At 71.4% G+C, this 15736-nt stretch carries 15 protein-coding genes; 5 read left to right on the top strand and 10 right to left on the bottom strand.

Features of this window, described 5'->3' with window-relative positions; translation table 11 throughout:
- Window positions 1-158 precede the first annotated feature (158 nt).
- From ACWDRB_RS22725 to ACWDRB_RS22705, 5 genes are all read right to left on the bottom strand, one after another.
- The gene (locus ACWDRB_RS22725; RefSeq protein ID WP_350734667.1) at window positions 159-941 is read right to left on the bottom strand and encodes an enoyl-CoA hydratase/isomerase family protein; all 783 of its coding nucleotides are present in this window, start codon (window positions 939-941) and stop codon (window positions 159-161) included.
- Window positions 935-1852 (bottom strand): alpha/beta hydrolase, encoded by a 918-nt coding sequence (locus ACWDRB_RS22720; RefSeq protein ID WP_449896581.1) that lies wholly within the window; start codon window positions 1850-1852, stop codon window positions 935-937. Before ACWDRB_RS22720 ends, ACWDRB_RS22725 begins: the two co-directional genes overlap by 7 nt.
- 9 nt (window positions 1853-1861) lie before the next feature.
- The gene (locus ACWDRB_RS22715) at window positions 1862-2548 is read right to left on the bottom strand and encodes a gamma-glutamyl-gamma-aminobutyrate hydrolase family protein (protein ID WP_363968746.1); all 687 of its coding nucleotides are present in this window, start codon (window positions 2546-2548) and stop codon (window positions 1862-1864) included.
- 379 nt (window positions 2549-2927) lie between these two features.
- The gene (locus ACWDRB_RS22710) at window positions 2928-3227 is read right to left on the bottom strand and encodes a ubiquitin family protein (RefSeq protein ID WP_192783282.1); all 300 of its coding nucleotides are present in this window, start codon (window positions 3225-3227) and stop codon (window positions 2928-2930) included.
- 3 nt (window positions 3228-3230) lie between these two features.
- Window positions 3231-4310, bottom strand: coding sequence for a WD40/YVTN/BNR-like repeat-containing protein (locus ACWDRB_RS22705; protein ID WP_449896578.1), 1080 nt, complete (start codon window positions 4308-4310; stop codon window positions 3231-3233).
- Between the two features lie 139 nt (window positions 4311-4449).
- On the opposite strand from ACWDRB_RS22705, the gene ACWDRB_RS22700 reads away from it, so the two are divergent.
- A complete protein-coding gene (locus ACWDRB_RS22700; protein ID WP_449896576.1) occupies window positions 4450-5256 on the top strand; it encodes a helix-turn-helix domain-containing protein in 807 nt (268 codons plus the stop codon).
- A 12-nt stretch (window positions 5257-5268) separates the two neighbouring features.
- Here the strand turns inward: ACWDRB_RS22700 and ACWDRB_RS22695 are convergent, their stop codons facing one another.
- Together ACWDRB_RS22695 and ACWDRB_RS22690 are read right to left on the bottom strand one after the other, a co-directional pair.
- Window positions 5269-6708: a sialidase family protein gene (locus tag ACWDRB_RS22695; protein WP_449896574.1), complete on the bottom strand. Its 1440-nt coding sequence runs from the start codon at window positions 6706-6708 to the stop codon at window positions 5269-5271.
- A 66-nt stretch (window positions 6709-6774) separates the two neighbouring features.
- Complete coding sequence (locus tag ACWDRB_RS22690; protein ID WP_449896572.1) at window positions 6775-7893, bottom strand: globin domain-containing protein; 1119 nt, start codon at window positions 7891-7893, stop codon at window positions 6775-6777.
- Between the two features lie 306 nt (window positions 7894-8199).
- Between ACWDRB_RS22690 and ACWDRB_RS22685 the strand changes: the two genes are divergently transcribed.
- Complete coding sequence (locus ACWDRB_RS22685; protein ID WP_449896570.1) at window positions 8200-8490, top strand: hypothetical protein; 291 nt, start codon at window positions 8200-8202, stop codon at window positions 8488-8490.
- Window positions 8491-8497: 7 nt separating this feature from the next.
- Here the strand turns inward: ACWDRB_RS22685 and thyX are convergent, their stop codons facing one another.
- The 3 genes from thyX to ACWDRB_RS22670 form a co-directional block, all read right to left on the bottom strand.
- Window positions 8498-9232 carry an FAD-dependent thymidylate synthase gene (gene thyX, locus ACWDRB_RS22680; RefSeq protein WP_350734682.1) on the bottom strand — a complete coding sequence of 245 codons (735 nt, stop codon included), beginning with the start codon at window positions 9230-9232 and terminating at the stop codon, window positions 8498-8500.
- Window positions 9233-9319: 87 nt separating this feature from the next.
- Window positions 9320-10480, bottom strand: coding sequence for an amidohydrolase family protein (locus ACWDRB_RS22675; RefSeq protein WP_350734684.1), 1161 nt, complete (start codon window positions 10478-10480; stop codon window positions 9320-9322).
- A gap of 50 nt (window positions 10481-10530) precedes the next feature.
- Window positions 10531-12669 (bottom strand): anthranilate synthase component I, encoded by a 2139-nt coding sequence (locus ACWDRB_RS22670; protein WP_364241494.1) that lies wholly within the window; start codon window positions 12667-12669, stop codon window positions 10531-10533.
- Between the two features lie 311 nt (window positions 12670-12980).
- Between ACWDRB_RS22670 and ACWDRB_RS22665 the strand changes: the two genes are divergently transcribed.
- Genes ACWDRB_RS22665 through ACWDRB_RS22655 form a run of 3 tightly spaced genes read left to right on the top strand, consistent with a single transcriptional unit; the run spans window position 12981 to window position 15618 of the window.
- On the top strand, window positions 12981-14171 hold the full coding sequence (locus tag ACWDRB_RS22665; RefSeq protein ID WP_449896567.1) for a cytochrome P450: 1191 nt from the start codon (window positions 12981-12983) through the stop codon (window positions 14169-14171).
- Window positions 14168-14998 (top strand): oxidoreductase, encoded by an 831-nt coding sequence (locus ACWDRB_RS22660; protein WP_449896565.1) that lies wholly within the window; start codon window positions 14168-14170, stop codon window positions 14996-14998. Before ACWDRB_RS22665 ends, ACWDRB_RS22660 begins: the two co-directional genes overlap by 4 nt.
- Complete coding sequence (locus ACWDRB_RS22655; RefSeq protein WP_449896563.1) at window positions 14995-15618, top strand: TetR/AcrR family transcriptional regulator; 624 nt, start codon at window positions 14995-14997, stop codon at window positions 15616-15618. The genes ACWDRB_RS22660 and ACWDRB_RS22655 overlap by 4 nt, the downstream gene beginning before the upstream one ends.
- Window positions 15619-15736: the final 118 nt, after the last annotated feature.

Genomic DNA, 15736 nt, shown 5'->3' with positions numbered 1-15736 from the left:
GGAGGCGGCCGTGGTGCGCGCAGGCCGGGGTGAGTCTCTGCCTCGTCCCCGGAGCAACGTTCTCGGCCTCGGTGAACAAGCCCTCGACATCCGCGCGGCGACCAGGCCGTCCCCGTCCACCCCCCGCTACCCGGACGCGGGGGAAGCACACCCGCGGATCAGCCGAACGACGGCGGCCGCTTCTCCCGCACCGCGCGCACGCCCTCGACCACGTCGGGGCCGGTGAAACCGAGGAACTCCATGGCCAGTGAGGCGTCGAACGAGGGCCCGGCCAGGCGCAGCCAGTTGTTGAGCGAGTATTTGGTCAGCCTGATCGCCTCCTGAGAGCCGGAGGCGAGCCTGACCGCGATCTCCATGGCCTTGTCGTGCACCTGGTCGTCGTCCACGCACAGGCTGACCAGCCCCATCCGCTCGGCCTGCTCGCCCGTGACGGGCTCGCACAGCAGCAGGTGGTATTTCGCCTTGGCCAGGCCGCACAGCAGCGGCCACACGATGGCCGCGTGGTCGCCGGCCGCGACGCCGAGCCTGGTGTGCCCGTCGATGATCCGCGCCGTACGGCCCGCGACGGAGATGTCGGCCAGCAGGGCCACGGCGAGCCCCGCGCCGACCGCCGGCCCCTGGATCGCCGAGACGATCGGCTTGGAGCAGTTGAGGACGTTGTAGACGATGTCGCGGGCCTCGGCGAACACGCGCAGCCTGGTCGCGTGGTCGCGGGTCATCTCCTCGATCATGGACAGGTCGCCGCCCGCGGAGAACGCCTCACCCTCTCCCCTGACGACGACGGCCCTGACGCTGTCGTCCCGGTCGGCGTCGCGCCAGATCTCGCCCAGCTCGCGGTGGGCGGTCGCGTCCACGGCGTTGAGCCGGCCCGGCTCGCTGATCGTGACCCGCAGGACGCCGTCGGCCGGAGTGTCGATCTTGAGCTTGTCGTACGTCACCATGACCCCCGCAGCCGCTCCGCGACGTACTCGCGGGCCTCGACCGCCTGGTCGAACAGGCCCGGCAGGCCGAAGAAGCCGTGCACGGCGCCGTCCCACCTGCGGCTCTGCGCCGGCACGCCCGACTCCGCCAGGCGCCGGGCGTAGTGCTCGCCCTCGTCTCTCAGCACGTCGTACTCGGCCGTCACCACGGTCGCGGGCGCCAGGCCGGCGACGTCGGGCAGCCGCAGCGGCGACAGCCGCGGGCCGGCGGGGTCGGCGTCACCGGCGTACTGCCGGGCGTACCACGCCAGCTCGGCGGCCCCGAGCGCGTAGCCCTTGGCGTATTCGGCGTGGCTGGGCGTGTCCATGGCCAGGTCGAGCACCGGGCAGACGAGCGCCTGGTGCGTGAGGCCCAGCCCGGCGTCGCGGGCCTGCCAGGCGGCGACGGCGGCCAGGTTGCCGCCCGCGCCCTCGCCGACGACCGCGACGCCGCCGTTGCCCTGGTAGAAGGCCGGCCGGGTGAACAGGTCGCGCACGACGGTCCACGCGTCGTCGGCGGCGGCCGGGAACGGGTGCTCGGGGGCGAGCCGGTAGTCCACGGACACCACCACCGCGCCCGTGCGGATCGCCAGGTCACGGCAGAGCCGGTCGCTCCGCTTGACGCCGCCGTAGACCCAGCCGCCGCCGTGGAAGAAGACCACGACGGGCAGCGCGCCGTCGCCGGGGTCGGCGCGGTAGATCCTGATGGGCACGCCCTCGGCCTGCTCGTCACGGACGAAGGGGAGCTTGGTGAGCGGGCCGCGGTGGATCGCCACCCGGTCGGGCTGCGCGCGCGTCTCCCGGATCTCTTCCGGGCCGAACGCGTCGTAGTCGGTGCCCGCGTCCGGCACGTAACGGGCGAGATAATCCCGCGCCTGAGGATGCAGCGGCATGATCGCAGCCTATCGGGCCGCCTCGATGAACGCATCGAAGATCCGCGCATCTCCGTCACTCTCCGGATGCCATTGGACACCCACACCGAACCGGTGCCCCTGCAACTCGATCCCCTCCACGATCTGGTCCTCGGCCCAGGCCACGGCCAGCAGGCCGGTGCCGAGGCGGCGTACCGACTGGTGGTGGGGGGCGCTGACCTCGACCCGGTCGCCCACCGCCTTGCCGAGCTTGCTGGAGACGCTGACCTGGATCGTGTGGGTCGCGCCCGGCTCGCCGTGGCGGTCGCTGTCGAGCACCTCGGGCAGCCAGGGGATCAGCGTGCCGCCCTGGGCGACGTTGAGCACGTGCATGCCCCTGGCGATGGCCAGGATCGGCAGGTCGGCGCGGACGGCGGCCCTGGCCAGGGCCAGCTCGAACCGGTCGCGGTGCTGCTGCGGCTCGGCCACCCGCTCGTCGGGCTCGCCGCCGTAGTTGCCCGCGCCGAGCTCCACACCGTCGGCCAGGACGATGCCCTGCAGGCCGCTGATGTAGTCCTCGATGGCGGGGGTGCCGATCGGCGGGAGCATCACGGGAGCGCCCCCGGCCCGCCCGACCGCCCTGGCGTAGGAGGGGGGCGACAGTACGGCCTCGCGTACGTAGTCGCTCCAGCGGGCGGCTTCGAAGTAGGCGGTGATACCGATGAGCGGTCGGGACATGCGATCTCCAGGGGGCAAGGTGGAGTCCGTGCCGCCATCAGCCTGTCAAGATGACGGCCGCACGCCCCATCATGGCGCAAGGTCTTTCCGATATGTCAGGTCTCCCAAAGATCTACCACTTCTGTCCCCACCCCGACGCCCCGCCCCCTCCACTCGCACGACGCAACGGGCGGGGCGGGCGCGGGGAGGTGGGGCGCCCAGGTGCCCGAGGGACGCGCGTGGGTGGGGTCCGGGCGGGGCGCTGAGGGGCCGAGGACGGCGCGCGCGGGTTGACCTGGGTGGGGGTCGGGCCAGGGCGGGTGCGGGTGAGGCATGGGGTGTCGAGGTGCGGGGGTGGCGGACCTGGGTGAGTCCAGGGTGGGCGTGGGGTTGGGGTGGGTTAGGTGAGGGTGGGGGTTACGTAGATCTCGGCGCCCGGGGGGAGGGCGCAGTCGAGGTAGCCGAGTCCGTGGGCGTTCTCGCCGCACACGATCATGTTGATGTGCCGGCGGATCCGCCCGTATTCGTCGCGTAGCCGCTCCTCCAGCAGCGGATGCGTACGCCGGAGCATGTCGAGGGCCGCTCCCAGGGTGGGCGGTGAGTCGCGGTCGGCGGCGACGGCGAAGACCTTGACCTCCGAGCGCCCGCTCACCCAGCGCCGCAGCATGCCCGGGAGCACGAAGACGACCATCGTGACCATCGGCTAGAGCACCGCCGCCCGCACGGTGAGCACGTCGGGCAGGTGGCGGACGACCGGTGACCAGGTCTCGCCGCCGTCGCGCGAGCCGTGGACCTCGCCATCGCGCGTGCCGAAGAACACCCCCGCCTCCGAGGCCGTCATCGCGTCACGCAGCACGGCCGCGTGCACGGGGCCCTCGGGCAGGCCCGAGGCGAACGGCTGCCAGGTCGCGCCCGCGTCGTCGCTGCGGAAGACGCGGTAGCGGTGGCCGACCGGGGTGCGGTCGATGTCGGCCGTCAGGGGCAGCACGAAGACCGTGTCGGGCCGCGACGGGTGCACCGCGATCGGGAAGCCGAAGTCGGACGGCAGGCCGGCGCCGATGTCGTGCCAGGCCTCGCCGAAGTCGTCGCTGCGGTAGACGCCGAAGTGGTGCTGGAGGTAGAGCCGCTCGGGCCGGGAGGGGTGCATGGCGACCTTGTGCACGCACTGCCCGAACTCCGGATATTGCGCCCCCTCGGGCAGGAACGCGGCCCGGATGTTGCGGTTGGCGGCCTCCCACGACAGCCCGCCGTCGAAGGAGCGGTAGAAGCCGCCGGTGGAGATCGCGACGCCCACGATCCGCGGGTCGGTCGGGTGCGGGACGATGGTGTGCAGGCACAGGCCGCCGCCGCCCGGCTGCCACTGCGGCCGGTGCGGGTGCTCCCACAGGCCCTCGACCAGCTGGTACGTGACGCCGCCGTCCTCCGAGCGGAACAGCGCGCCCGGCTCGACCCCGGCCCACACCACCCCCGGCTCGGACGGCGAGGGCGCGAGCTGCCACACCCTGGTCAGGGTCGCCTCGGTCTTCTCCGGGAAGGCGATGGGCGGCTGCTCCGCCTCCTTCCACGTCTTCCCGAGGTCATCCGAATACATGACGGACGGACCGAAATGGCCGTATTCGATCCCGGCCAGGAGCCGGGGCGAGGGGCCTCTCGTGTCGATCGCCACCGAGTGCACCCCGACCGTCGAGAACTGGATCGGCTCGACGTCGAACGGACCGCCGCCGGTGGAGCGGGCGAGGAAGAGGCCCTTGCGGGTGCCGATCGCGAGCAGTGTGTCACTCATGGCGTGCTCCCTTGTTGGTCTGCGGCCATCGTGCCACGCAGGGCCGACAGTCTCAGAGGACTGGGAGTTTTCCACCTGCGAAGCCGCATTACCTGGCGGGTAATCGTGACGCTTCCCTCCAGCGGCTACTGTGCCGGGCATGGGAGCAGTAGCCGTAAAAGAAGAGACATTTGGTGAGTTGTTGCGTTCGTGGCGGCAGCGGCGACGGGTGAGCCAGCTGGACCTGGCCATCGAGGCCGACGTTTCGGCCCGCCACATCAGTTTTCTGGAGACCGGGCGCGCCCGGCCGAGCCGCGAGATGGTGATGAAGCTGGCCGAGGAGCTGGATGTGCCGCTACGGCAGCGCAACAGGCTGCTGATGTCCGCCGGGTTCGCTCCGGTCTATCCGGAACGCGAGGTCCGCGCCCCGGAGATGGAGGTCGTACGGCAGGCGCTGGACAAGATCCTGGCTGGGCACGAGCCGTACCCGGCAGTCGTGGTGGACGCGGCCTGGAACCTGGTGGCGGCCAACTCGGCGGCCGCGATGTTCATGGACGGGGTGCCCGCCGAGCTGCTGAAGGAGCCGATCAACGTGATGCGGCTCTCGCTGCACCCCGACGCGATGGGCGGCCGGCTGCTGAACCTGGCCGAGGTCCGGGCGCACCTGCTCTACCAGCTGCGCAGGCAGGCCGAGGGGTCGGGCGACGCGCGGCTGGCCGCGCTGTACGACGAACTGGCCTCGTACGAGTATCCGGGGGTGGACCTGAACGTGGCGCACGTGCCGGGCCCCGCCGACATCCTGGTGCCGCTGCGGATCGCGGCCGGTGACCGGGTGCTGTCGATGTTCACGACGATCGCGACGTTCGGGACGCCGGTGGACGTGACGGTCTCCGAGCTGGCCATCGAGACGTTCTGGCCGAACGACGAGGAGACCGCCGCCGCGTTCCACCAGGGCCTGCGGGGTTAGCGGGCGGGCAGCTCAGCGGGCGGGGGCGGGCGGGCCGGGCAGTTCCTCGCCGGCCGCGATCGGCGCCTCGATGGCGAGTGTGGGGCGGCCTCCGCCGGTGATCGGCAGCCCGCCCGTGACGGTGTAGGTACGCATGTCGAACGCCCCGCCCGCCGGCGCCGCCGCAGCCGTGAAGGCCACGTGGGCGTTGCCGCCGGGGACGACCGAGGTGGAGATGTAGTCGCCCGCCATGCGGCCGTGCGCGGAGTCGGCGAGCCAGTCGAGCTCCATCGGCCCGTGCAGCTCTGCGGGGGCCGACCAGCTCGCCCCGCCGTTGGCGGAGGAGGTGTAGCCGACCGTGAGGCGGCAGGTGGCGGCCGTGCAGGCGGCGGACGGGTAGCGGTAGTAGGCGAGCGCCAGCCTGGCCGTCTCGCCCGCGCCGGCGGGGTCGACGCCGAGGCCGGGGATGAAGTGGTCGCCGCCGTCGTCCGTGACGCGCAGGATGTGGCTCCATTCCGCGCCGGTGGCCGAGGTGCTCATGACGATGTCGTTGCCGCCGCAGCTGAGCTGGAAGCGGCAGTCGGACCAGGCGACGTACACGGTGCCGGCGGCGTCCACCTCGGCCGAGGGCAGGGGCGCGGCCCGCAGCCCGCCCGCGACCTTGTGCCGCTGCACGGTGGCGACGAGCACGCTGCGGCCCCAGCTCTCGCCGCCGTCGCGGGAGCGCAGGGAGCGGATCTGGCCCTCGTCGCTCAGGTACGGGACGACGAGGGCGCCGTTCGGCCGCACGACCGGCTGGCCGCCCAGCCCGGTCGCGGATGTGCCGGTCTCGGCCCAGGTCAGGCCGCCGTCGGAGGAGCGGGCCACCTTGATCGCGTTGCCCGCGGCGACGTCGTCGTAGACCGCGTAACAGCGCCCGTAGTACGGGCTGCGGGCGCCGTTGTCGCAGGCGACCCAGCTCTTGTCCAGGTCGCCCCCGCCCGCGACGGCGGTCGTGACGGGATCGCCCCAGGTCAGGCCGCCGTCGGCGGAGCGGCTGGTGAGCACCGCCGCCCCGGTGACTCCGTCCTGGTCGGTGAGCGCCAGCGAGGAGATCAGCCAGACGCCGTGCCGGGCGTCGTAGGCCACCGACGGGTCGCTGGCCCGCCCGTACCCGCCGCCGGACGTGGTGATCCCCGGCAGCACGCCTCTGGCCCAGGTGGCGCCGTTGTCGGCCGAGGTCGCGTACGCGATGCCGGACGCCCCGCCGTCGAAGAACCTGCCGATCTGCTGGGCGGTCACGATCGTCGTGCCCGCCTGGAACGTGTCGGGCCCCGCCTGGGTTCCTGGCTGGCCTGTGGCGGCGGCCTGCGGGGCGGTCCCCAGCTCCGTCAGCGGGAGGACCTCCGACGACGCCAGGGCGGGCAGCGGGACCAGGAGGAGCACCAGGGTCAGCAGCCCGCCGATTCCTCGGCGCCGGGCGGGGGATGGCACAGTCCACCTCCACGTTGGCGTGTCATCCTCCACCTCGCACCTTTCGACCCGAAGTGTCAAGATCTGTCAGCGTTCGGCCTGGACGATGTCCCGGTGAATGCGCGACAGAGGCACGCCGTCGATCTGGAGGCGGCGTACGGTCTCGTTGACCATGCCGGGCGGGCCGCACACGTACACGTCGTGCTCGGCCCAGGAGTGGAAGCGCTGCACGACCTCGGGCAGGTGGCCGCGCATCCCGCCGTACCCCGGCTGGCCGGACACCACGGGCAGCACCCGCAGCCAGGGGAACGACGACTCCATCCTGATCAGGTCGGGCAGGTCGTAGAGCTCCTCGACCGTGCGCGTGCCGTACAGCAGGTGGATGTTGGGCCGGCGGCCGGAGGCGATGATGTGCTCGATGATCGCCTTCAGCGGGGCCAGGCCTGTGCCGCCCGCCACGCACAGGACGTCGCGCAGGCTGCTCTCGCACGGCCCCATCGTGCCCATCGGCGGGCCCAGCAGCAGCGTGTCCCCGATGCGGGTGTGCCTGATGAGCGTGCTGGACACCCAGCCGCCGGGGACCGCGCGGACGTGCAGCCTGAGCGTGTTGTCGGCGCGCGGCGCGTTCGCGATGGAGAACGTGCGCCAGACGCGCGGCCAGCGCGGGGTCTGCACGTTGAGGTACTGGCCCGGCGTGTACGGCAGCCGCTCGGCCGGCCGCAGCGTGAGGACCGCGATGTCGAGGTGGCGCCGCTCATGGTCGATCACCTCCGCCGGCCACCAGGCGGGCGAGACCCCGGAGTCGGACGCGGCCGACTCGATCATGAGCTTGGCGGCCGCCGTGTAGGCGGCGACCCAGGCGGCCTCGATCTCGTGGTTCCAGATCTCGGCGGCGAAGCGGCGGATGGTGGCGAGCAGGGCGTTGCCGACGGCCGTGTAGTGCTCGGCGATCACGCCGTACTTGCGGTGGTCCCTCCCCAGCTGGCCCAGGTACGTCGCGAGGCTGCCCGGGCTGTCCAGGCTCCACACGATGCGGGTCAACGCTCTGAACAGGCGGTCCCGCTGGACGTCCATGGCGGGCGGGAACATGCCCCGCAGATGCGGGCTCTCGGCGAACAGCCGGCCGTAGAAGTAGGCCGTCGCCTTGTCGGCCACCGGTTCGATGACGGAGAAACTCTCTTTTACCAGGCGCGGATTCAACGACATTTACCAACCCCACCTATGGACCGGAATCGGGTTCCGGTCGTGTCGTTCACCTCCCTGACGGCTCCGGGTCTTGAGCGCGCGGCCCCTCCCCGGTACAACCGATGCGCTCAAAATTGAGTGTTACACCACTGATGACGCGTCACAACCGTTTCTCCTCAATACGGTGCGAAGCCAACCATCTGTAGTTACCTCGTTATGTCTCGCATACGAATTTCGGACGGAAAATGCGAGGAAAAATCGTATTTCCCGGTGGGGTTGGCGCTGGGAGTCATTCCCGTCCCAGCGCGAGGGGCGTACCATCCGGCCATGGCAGCCCTCCATCCCAGGCGCGTGGCCTGGGAAGGCGCCCGGACCTTCGTCTCCGCCGCGAACACGGACGCCTACTGGTGGCTCAGCGACACGGTCGGCCACCGCCTGGGGCCCATGTACCAGTCGCAGCTGTGCGAGACGCGGCTGCGGCTGCGGGCGCGGGCGGACGCGATCTACGCGGAGGCGGGCGCGTGGCGGGCCCGCCTGGACGAACTCCTCGACACCCACCCCGCGACCGCGTCGATCCTCACTCAGATGATCAGCGAGACCACGTCCCGCCTGCCGTGAGGCGAGGTCAGGGGCAGACCCGCCCGTTGGCCTCGAACGCCGCGTGGGTCAGAGGCATGAGCTCCGCCCACAAGGCCTCCATCTTCTCGGCGACCATCTCGATCTCACGCTGCGGGAACGACGGGAACGTGGAGTCCTCGCGCTTGACCCGCAGCGACAGGAAGTTCATCAGGGCGCGGGCGTTGCAGGTGGCGTACATCGAGGAGTAGAGGCCCACCGGCAGCACCGTACGGGCCACCTCGCGCGCCACCCCCGCCTCGAGCATTTCCAGATAGGCCCGATAGGACTGCCGGTAGCTCTCCTGGGTCGCCTCGGTCACCAGTTTGTGCTGCTCGGCGGTGCCGTCCAGGAACACGTACTTGCCGGGCTTTCCTTCCTGCACCAGCTTCCGCTCGGGCCCGGGCACATAGAAAACCGGCGTCAACTTCCGATACCTGCCGGACTCCTCGTTATAGGAAAAGGTCCGGTGCCTCATGAATTCCCGGAAAACGAAGATCGGCGCACTGACGTAGAAGGTCATGGAAGAGTGCTCGAACGGCGTGCCGTGCCGGTCGCGCATCAGGTAGTTGATGAGGCCCTTGGAACGCTGGGGATCGGCCTCGATCTCCTCCAGAGAGCTCTCACCCTTCGTGGAGACGCGCGCGGCCCACAGCACGTCGGCGTCCGACGCGGCGGCCTTGACCAGCTCCACGTCCACGTCGCTGCGGAACGTGATCTCGGCCTCGGGTTCGACAGTGCCCACGAAGAGCCCCCCTGCTCAGGTCGGGTGTTGTGACGGCCCCCAGCAAACCAGGTCAGGGCCGCCCGGCGCGAGTCGGCCCCCCGGGACTCACAGGCGGTAGACGCGTCGGGCGTTCCCCGAGCCGATCATGTGGGCGATCCGGGCGGCGTCCGCGGCGCTCCACTCCCCCGCCGCCAGCCGCGACCCGAGCGCCGCGCCGAGCGCCTGCCGGTAGTAGAGCGCGCCCAGGTAGCAGGTCTCGGCCACCCCGTGGCAGCCGGAGCTGAACAGCAGTTTGTGGAACGGGGCCAGCTCCAGCAGCTCGTCCACGACCCTGGCCGAGGCGGCGGCGGTGTGCGGGAGTGCGAGGCCGACGTCCACGTAGACGTGCGGGTGGACGCCGGCGAGGTAGGCGGCCTGGCGGTGGAACGGGTAGCAGTGCAGCAGGATGAGCGGCACGCCGACCGGCTGCAGCATCCTGGCGAACGCGCCCAGCCGGCCCGGGTCGGTGCGGTGCAGGTCGGGCCCCGAGCCGCCGAAACCGGTGTGGAACTGCACGGGCAGCCCCCGTTCCCTGGCCACGTCGACCGCGCTCCAGAGCAGGTGGCGCAGCAGGACCTCGTCCGTCAGCGGCTGCTTCGGGTCCGACAGCCGCCGGTTGGCCGCCGCGATCACCGCTCCCCTGGTGGGCCTGGCCGGGTCGAAGTCGAGGCCGTACAGCGACGCGACGACGGTCTTCAGCCCGACCGCCCGGGCGGCCCTGGCGGTCAGCTCCTCGCCGACGCCGTCGAGGTAGTCCACGGCCAGCGGCGCGTCCTCGGCCACATCCCGCTCGATCTGCTCGATCCGTACGAGCTCGTCGGCGGCGGCCCCGCCGTGGCGGCCCATCTCGGTGGCGGTCAGCAGGTCGACGTCCCCCGGGCCGATGTCAGCGGGCGCGGTGTCCACCAGGAACGCCACCACCCCGGCCCCGGCCAGCAGCCGCCGGTTGACCTCGGCCGCGCCCAGCTCCTCCCGGCGCGAGACGTAGACGGCCGGCGGGGCGTGCGGTTCCAGGTCGAGCAGCGGCGCGCACCAGCGGCGCACGGCCACCCCGAGCGGCGCGTCGAAGTGGGTGGTGCCGGGCGGAGCCGGGCTGCCGCCCTCGTTGATGAGCAGCTCGAACTCGGCTCTGCTCAGATCGTCCCGCCGCACCCCGTGACAGTGGTGGTCGACGAGCGGGGCCAGCAGCGCGTCACGCACCGTGCCGGGCAGGTCTACGGGGAGCATGCGGAGACTCTAGGGGAGCTCCGCACGCTCCCGCGGCGGTTTTACCGTAGTTATCTGCGGGACAGACGCAGCACGTTCGCGATGACCTTCGCGCCCGCGCCGCCCTCCTGCGTGAGGATCGACTCGGGGTGGAACTGCACGGCGAAGCGCCGCCGTTCGACGTCCTCGATCGCCATGACGTTGCCGTCGGGCGTGAGCGCGGTCGCGGCGAAGCCGACGACGCCGGGTTGCTTGGCGTGCAGCGAGTGGTAGCGGGCCGCGGTGAACTCGTCGGGCAGCCCCTCCAGCAGCGCGCTGTCGGCGATCCGCGAGACCTGGCCGCGCTTGCCGTGCTCGGGGTAGCCGAGCAGCTCCAGCGTGCCCCCGGCCTGCTCGACCATGGCCTGCAGGCCCAGGCAGACGCCGAAGACCGGCAGGTCGCGGGCGTAGATCTGGTCGATCAGCGCCGACATGCCGAAGTCGGACGGCCAGCCGGGCCCAGGCGAGAGCACCACCAGGTCGGGCGCGATCTCGTCGATCATGTGGGCCGGGAAGCCGTGGCGCAGCGTCACCACGTCGGCCCCTTCCTGGCGGAAGTAGTCGGCCAGCGTGTTGACGAAGGAGTCCTCGTGGTCGACGAGCAGCACCTTCATGCCCTGGCCCGGCTGCGGCCTGGGCTCGGGGACCGGGACGGTGCCCGGCCGGTTCACCGCGGCCAGGGCGCCGAGCAGGGCGCTGGCCTTGAGCTCGGTCTCGCGCTCCTCCGCTTCGGGGTCGGAGTCGAACAGCAGCGTCGCCCCGGCCCTGACCGTCGCCACGCCGTTCTTGATCTGGGCGGTACGCAGGGTCAGGCCGGTGTTCATGGAGCCGTCGAAGCCGATGAAGCCGATGGCGCCGCCGTACCACCTGCGGGTCGTGGCCTCGTGGTCCTCGATGAACTGCATGGCCCACGTCTTGGGCGCGCCGGTGACCGTCACGGCCCACATGTGGGTGAGGAACGCGTCGAGCGCGTCGAACTCCGGCCGCAGCCGCCCCTCGATGTGGTCGACCGTGTGGATCAGGCGGGAGTAGAGCTCGATCTGGCGGCGCCCGATGACCTTGACCGTGCCGGGCACGCAGATGCGCGACTTGTCGTTGCGGTCGACGTCGGTGCACATGGTCAGCTCCGACTCCTCCTTGACGCTGGACAGGAGGGTGCGGATGGCCTCGGCGTCCTCGACCGGGTTGCTGCCGCGGGCGATGGTGCCGGAGATGGGGCAGGTCTCGACGCGGTCGCCGCTGACCCGGACGTACATCTCGGGCGAGGCGCCGACCAGGTGCTCGCCCTCGCCGAGGCTGATGATGAACTCGTACGGCGCCGGGTTGCTCTGCCGCAGGCCGCGGTAGAAGGCCGACGGGTCGGCGCAGACGGAGTGGAAGACCTGCCCGGGCACGACCTCGAACAGGTCGCCGCGCTTGAACCTCTCCTTCGCGGCCGCCACGACCTTGGCGTACGTGCCCCTCTCCGGGTTCTCGGGCAGCTCGCCGGGGGTGACGGGCTCTGCGGTGGCGCCGGTGCGCTCCAGGCCGCGGGTGGTGGCGCCGTCGACGGTGAACTCGTAGCGGAACTCGACGCTGGACTCGCGCTGCCGGTCGATCACGATGATGCGGTCGGGCAGGTGGAGGACGAGGTCTCGCTGGTCGTCGGGGCGGACGAGCTCCTGCCTGATGGGCTCGAACTGGAAGGCCAGGTCGTAGCCGAACGCGCCGTACAGGCCGAGGTGCGGGTCGTCGCCCTTGAAGGCGGCGATGACCTCGCGGATCGCGGTGAACACCGTGGGCCGGCGGCTGCGCATCTCCTCCGGCAGCAGGTCCGCCGGATCATTACCGGGTTCGGGGACGTACACCTCGACGCGGTCCGGCGTCGGCTCGGCGACCGGCTTCCCGGCGGCCAGCAGGCAGGAGGCGACGGCGGGCAGCACGACCCTGCCGCGCTCGTTCAGCGCGGTCGCCGAGATGACGCGGCCCTTGGCGACCAGCTCCAGGCACGGGTCGACGTAGCCGAAGGCCCATCGGCTGTAACGGCCCGGGTAGTCCATGCCCGAGGAGAACGCGCCGCCGCGCCTGTGCCCGAGCGAGGTCACGATCTCTTCGAGTGCGGCCTCGTCCACCTCGCGCGCCTCGCGCTCGACACCGATGCCCCCGGCGGTGGTATATCCGCTCGTCTCCACTTCCTGCCCCTTTACCACGTCAAATGATCGAGCCCCGGGGGCGGACACGCGAAAGGCCGCCATCCGGGGCGGCCGTCCGTTGAGGAATGCGAAACACGCGCCGCCTAGGAGCGGCGCCACCACTGGAGCTGAGCGTGACTTCGCATGCGAACAGGTTAACCGGCGGACCATGATCGCGCAACGCCGACCCGCCCCCTGCCGGCGTACGGCGCGCGGACCCCCTCGCGCCCGGTGAGCGGCCGAGGGTGGGGCGGGTGCGCGAGTTTGAATACAGAGCTGTACTGTATTCATGGATCGAGAGGAGAACCACGATGTCCGAGACCGAGGCGATCACCCTCCCCACCCTGCGGCCGAACCCGTTCGACCCTCCCGACGGCCTCGCCGAGCTGCGCGCGACCGCCCCCATCACCCGCCTCGCCTACCCCGACGGCCACCTGGGCTGGCTGGTCACCAGCCACGCGCTCGTGCGCGAGGTGCTGGCCGACCGGCGCTTCAGCACCCGCACCGAGCTGCGGCACGTCCCCATCGAGAGCACCACCACGGGCCGGCCGAGCCCGCCCGGGATGTTCATCGGGATGGACCCGCCCGATCACACCCGGTACCGCCAGTTGCTCACCGGCGAGTTCACGGTGCGCAGGATGCGCATGCTCACCGAGCGCATCGAGGAGGTCACCGAGCGGCAGCTCGACCTCATGGAGCGGCAGGGCCCGCCGGCCGACCTGGTGGAGGCGTTCGCGGCGCCGGTGCCGGCGGTGGTGATCTGCGAGCTGCTCGGCGTGCCCGACGGGGAGCGGGCGGGCTTCATGGCCGAGGCCACCGAGCTGGTGCGCCCGGACGCCCCGCAGGAGCGGAAGGTCTCCACGTTCCTGACGATGCAGGCGCGCATCCGCGACCTGGTCGTGGCCAAGCGGGCCGAGCCCACCGACGACATGCTCAGCGGCCTGACCAGGAGCGACCTCACCGACGAGGAGCTGGCCAACATCGGGTTCCTGCTCCTGGGCTCCGGCCTCGACACCACCGCCAACATGCTCGCCCTGGGCACGTTCGCGCTGCTGCGCCACCCCGGCCAGGCGGCCGTCCTGCGCGACGAGCCCGGCCGGGTGGACCAGATGGTGGAGGAGCTGCTGCGTTACCTCACGATCGTCCCCTTCCTCGTCCGTACGGCGCTGGAGGACGTCGAGCTGGGCGGCGAGCTGGTCAGGGCCGGTGAGACGGTCACCGTCTCGATGCCGTCCGCCAACCGCGACCCGGGCCGATTCCCCGACCCGGACGTCCTCGACCTGCGCCGGGACACCGGCGGGCATGTGGGCTTCGGCCACGGCGTGCACCAGTGCCTGGGCCAGCAGTTGGCCAGGGTGGAGATGCGGGCCGGCTATCCGGCGCTGTTCAGGCGGTTCCCGTCGCTGCGGCTGGCGGTCGAGCCGGAGCAGGTGCCGCTCCGTACCGACATGCTCATCTACGGGGTCCACAGCCTCCCGGTGACCTGGGACGTCCGGGGATGAGCGGCGTCAAGGGCAGGGTCTGCCTCGTCACGGGCGCGTCGTCCGGCATCGGCCGCGCCACCGCGCTGGAGCTGCTGCGCGCCGGCCACACCGTGTACGGCCTGGCGCGCCGCGTGGAGCGGATGGACGCGCTCCGCGACGCCGGCGGCCACGCGATCGGCGCGGACGTGACCAGCGACGCCGACCTGGAGCGGGCCGTGCGGACGGTCCTCGACGAGCAGGGGCGCATCGACGTCCTGGTGAACAACGCGGGCACCTCCGTGTACGGCGCCACCGAGGAGGTGCCGATGGAGCGGGCGCGGCAGGTGTTCGAGGTCAACCTGTTCGGCCTGGCCCGGCTGACCCAGCTCGTCCTGCCGCACATGCGCGAGCGCCGCTCCGGCACGATCGTCAACATCTCCTCGATCGGCGGCGAGATCGCCCTGCCGCTGGGCGCCTGGTACCACGCCTCCAAGCACGCGCTGGAAGGGTATTCCGACTCGCTCCGCGAGGAGGTGGGGCGGTTCGGGGTGCGGGTCGTGGTGGTGCAGCCCGGGATCATCAAGACGGAGTTCGGCGACGACACGCCGCGCGAGCTGCGGGAGATCTCGGGGCACGGGGCATACGCGGACGACGCGGAGTGGATGGCGCGGCGGACCGAGGCGGGGTTCGGGCCGGGCAGCAAGGCGTCGGACCCGAGCGTGGTGGGCCGGGCCGTCGTGCGGATCGTGGCCGCGCGCGACCCGAAACCCCGCTACGCCGTCGGCTACCTGGCCGGGCTGCTGCTGTGGGTCAATAGACTCCTGCCGGACCGCCTCTACGACAAGATGGTGACCCGCCGCGCATGATGACCACCGACGACCTCGGCACGACCGGCACGCAAGCCGCGCGACCGGCCGGGCGGCCGCGCAACCAGGAGGCCGACACGGCCATCCTGGCGGCCGCGCTCGACCTGCTCATCGAGTACGGCGCCCAGCAGACCAGCATCGAGCAGGTCGCCAAGCGGGCCGGCGTGACGAGGGCGACGGTCTACCGCAGGTACACCGACAAGACGGCGCTGCTGGTGCGCACCCTGAAGTGGGCTTTGCACGACAACGACCCGGCGCTCACCGGCTGGCGCGACCTGGACCACATGTTCGAAGAATGGGCGCTGCATCTCGCCGATCCGCGTAACCGGGTCCTGCTCCGGCGGGTCTTCGGCACGGTCGACGACTATCCCGAGCTGGTGCGGACGTACCGGGAGAGCAACGGCGGGCGGCGGGCGGCGGTGGTGCGCGAGGCGCTGACCGCGGCCCGCGAGCGCGGGGAGCTCCCGCCCGACCTCGACGTGGACGTGGTGCAGGAGCTGCTGACCAGCGCGGTGACGGGCCATCTGGTCGGCCGTCCCGACGACGAGGGCGCCGAGGAGATCAAGGCGTACTTCCTTACGATCATGCGGCAGGTCGGTTACCGGCGATATATCAGCTGACCAGATTACATTTCAGGCAGTCACGTTACATTTCGCGACACCTCTTGCTTTCCCGACACGATCTCTTCACGCTTCTCGACAGAAGCGTAAAGATCACCTCTTGTCTCGAGGGACTCGA

The organism is Nonomuraea sp. NPDC003707, assembly GCF_053587055.1.
Note: the sequence above shows the minus strand (reverse complement) of the source record. Positions and strands in the feature narration are given on the sequence as shown.

Bases quoted from the DNA above. Each gene is read 5' to 3' on its own strand.
- ACWDRB_RS22665 (WP_449896567.1), top strand. From the start codon at position 12,981: ATGTCCGAGACCGAGGCGATCACCCTCCCCACCCTGCGGCCGAACCCG.
- ACWDRB_RS22720 (WP_449896581.1), bottom strand. From the start codon at position 1,852: ATGCCGCTGCATCCTCAGGCGCGGGATTATCTCGCCCGTTACGTGCCG.
- ACWDRB_RS22715 (WP_363968746.1), bottom strand. From the start codon at position 2,548: ATGTCCCGACCGCTCATCGGTATCACCGCCTACTTCGAAGCCGCCCGC.
- ACWDRB_RS22675 (WP_350734684.1), bottom strand. From the start codon at position 10,480: ATGCTCCCCGTAGACCTGCCCGGCACGGTGCGTGACGCGCTGCTGGCC.
- ACWDRB_RS22655 (WP_449896563.1), top strand. From the start codon at position 14,995: ATGATGACCACCGACGACCTCGGCACGACCGGCACGCAAGCCGCGCGA.
- ACWDRB_RS22690 (WP_449896572.1), bottom strand. From the start codon at position 7,893: ATGTCGTTGAATCCGCGCCTGGTAAAAGAGAGTTTCTCCGTCATCGAA.
- ACWDRB_RS22660 (WP_449896565.1), top strand. From the start codon at position 14,168: ATGAGCGGCGTCAAGGGCAGGGTCTGCCTCGTCACGGGCGCGTCGTCC.
- ACWDRB_RS22710 (WP_192783282.1), bottom strand. From the start codon at position 3,227: ATGGTCACGATGGTCGTCTTCGTGCTCCCGGGCATGCTGCGGCGCTGG.
- ACWDRB_RS22700 (WP_449896576.1), top strand. From the start codon at position 4,450: ATGGGAGCAGTAGCCGTAAAAGAAGAGACATTTGGTGAGTTGTTGCGT.
- ACWDRB_RS22725 (WP_350734667.1), bottom strand. From the start codon at position 941: ATGGTGACGTACGACAAGCTCAAGATCGACACTCCGGCCGACGGCGTC.
- ACWDRB_RS22685 (WP_449896570.1), top strand. From the start codon at position 8,200: ATGGCAGCCCTCCATCCCAGGCGCGTGGCCTGGGAAGGCGCCCGGACC.
- ACWDRB_RS22705 (WP_449896578.1), bottom strand. From the start codon at position 4,310: ATGAGTGACACACTGCTCGCGATCGGCACCCGCAAGGGCCTCTTCCTC.